The organism is Streptomyces sp. SID3343, assembly GCF_009865215.1.
Taxonomy (GTDB): Bacteria; Actinomycetota; Actinomycetes; order Streptomycetales; family Streptomycetaceae; genus Embleya.
Map to the genome: position 1 here is coordinate 1 of NZ_WWJX01001272.1, position 1,901 is coordinate 1,901.

Sequence of the window (1,901 nt, forward strand, 5' to 3'; positions counted from 1 at the left end):
CGGCGCCGCAGGCGGTACCGACGACGAAGGCTCGGCGGAGTTCGGCGTCGAGTTCGGCGTGGCCGGCGGTGCGCACTACCGGTTTCGCCTCGACGCGGGCCCCGACTTTCGCCCCGAGCCGATCCTCCCGGCCCCCGACGCGCCGGCGCCACCGGCTCGGCACGCGCCCGCCGACTTCGCCCCCTATGCCTCCGCCGCACAGGCGTGGCGCGAGCGCGGCGACGAACTGCGGCTGACCGGCATGCGCTGCGCGAAGTGCGAGGCCCCCGAGTACCCGCCCGCGCCCGCGTGCCCCACGCACGGCGCCGGCACCGACCTCGTCCCGCACGAGATCGCCCGCACCGGGCGGGTGTTCACCCGCACCCGCGACCACGTCTTCCCGATCGACGGCCCGCACACCATGGCCGTCGTCGAACTCGCCGACGGCGCCCGCTTCTACGGCCAGGTCGCCGCCGGTCACGACGTCGCGATCGGCGACGCGGTCGAACTCGTCCTGCGTCGCGTGCCCACCGGCGCGGGTGCCGCGCCGCGCTGGTTCTGGAAGATCCTGCCCACCGCCGCCCCGACCGGAGGCTGACCGTGCCCATATCCCGCGAAGTGGCGGTGGTCGGCACCGGGGTGACCCCCTTCGGTGTCCTGTACGACCGCCCCTACCTCAGCCTGCTCCACCAGGCGGCCGACGAGGCCGTCGCCGACGCCGGCATCGAGCTCGACCGGGTCGAGGCCGCCTGGCTGGGCACCGCCGAGCCCCTGCTCGCCGCGCTGATCGGCGACTCGGGCGCCGCCGTCACCGAAGCCCTCGGCTTCGCCCCGCGCCCGGTGACTCGGGTGAGCAACTTCTGCGCGACCGGCATGGAGGCCGTCCGGGGCGCGGCTCTGGCGGTCGCCGCGGGCGAGTACGACGTGTGCATCGCGATCGGCGCCGAGAAGATGCGCGACGTCGCGCCGCGCGGCTCGCTCGTGGCCAAAACCGTCGAACAGTCCCACCCCGCGATGGCCAAAGGTCGTACCGCGCCGGGGCAGTTCGCCCTGGTGGCCGCACGCTACCTGCACGAATACGGCTACGGCCGCGACGCGCTCGCGCAGGTCGCGGTCAAGAACCACGCCAACGCGGTACACAACCCCAAAGCCCACTTCCGCAGCGTGATCACGACCGACCAGGTGCTCGCGGCGCCCATGGTCGCCGACCCGCTCGGCCTGCTCGACTGCACGCCCACCACCGACGGTGCCGCCGCCGTGGTGATCGCGTCGCGGCGCTGGGCCGAACGGTACGCCCGCCGCTACGCCCTGATCGAGGGCATCGCCGTGGCGTCCTACGCCGGCTACTACCCGGCGCTGTTTCGCACCGACAACGACTTCCTGGGCTTCGCCGCGACCCGCGATGCCGCCGCCGCCGCGTATCGCCAGGCCGGCATCACCGACCCGCGCGCCCAACTCGACGTGGTCGAGTGCCACGACTGCTTCACCATCACCGAGATCGTCAACACCGAAGACCTGGGCCTGTTCGGGCGCGGCCGAGGCGGCGCCGAACTCCTCGCGGGCGCCACCGCCGCCGACGGCGACATCCCCGTCAACGTCTCCGGCGGCCTCCAGTCCTGCGGTCACCCGGTCGGCGCCACGGGCGTGCGGATGGTCGCCGAGATCACCGACCAGGTCACCGGCCGCGCGGGCACCCGCCAACTCCCGGGCGCCCGGCGCGGCTTGGCCCACAACCTCGGCGGACCGGGAGCGGTCGCCGCCGTCACCGTGCTGGGGGCGCCGTGAGCACCGTTCCGCTCCGGCCGCAAGGGGCGCGGACGCCGCGCGCGCGTGGCCGACGTGAAACACGTTCCTGGGGTCATTTGTGCAGGTCAGCGGACGCCGCGCGCGCGTGGCCGACGTGCCGCCGGCGGGCGTTCGCC

General features: G+C 74.7%; 2 protein-coding genes. Both read left to right on the forward strand.

Features of this window, described 5'->3' with window-relative positions; translation table 11 throughout:
* Positions 1-577 (forward strand): zinc ribbon domain-containing protein (locus GT354_RS40130; RefSeq protein ID WP_237535925.1); only part of this gene is annotated, 577 nt, incomplete at its 5' end.
* A gap of 2 nt (positions 578-579) precedes the next feature.
* Complete coding sequence (locus GT354_RS40135; protein ID WP_161361408.1) at positions 580-1,764, forward strand: acetyl-CoA acetyltransferase; 1,185 nt, start codon at positions 580-582, stop codon at positions 1,762-1,764.
* The last annotated feature ends 137 nt before the right edge of the window (positions 1,765-1,901 follow it).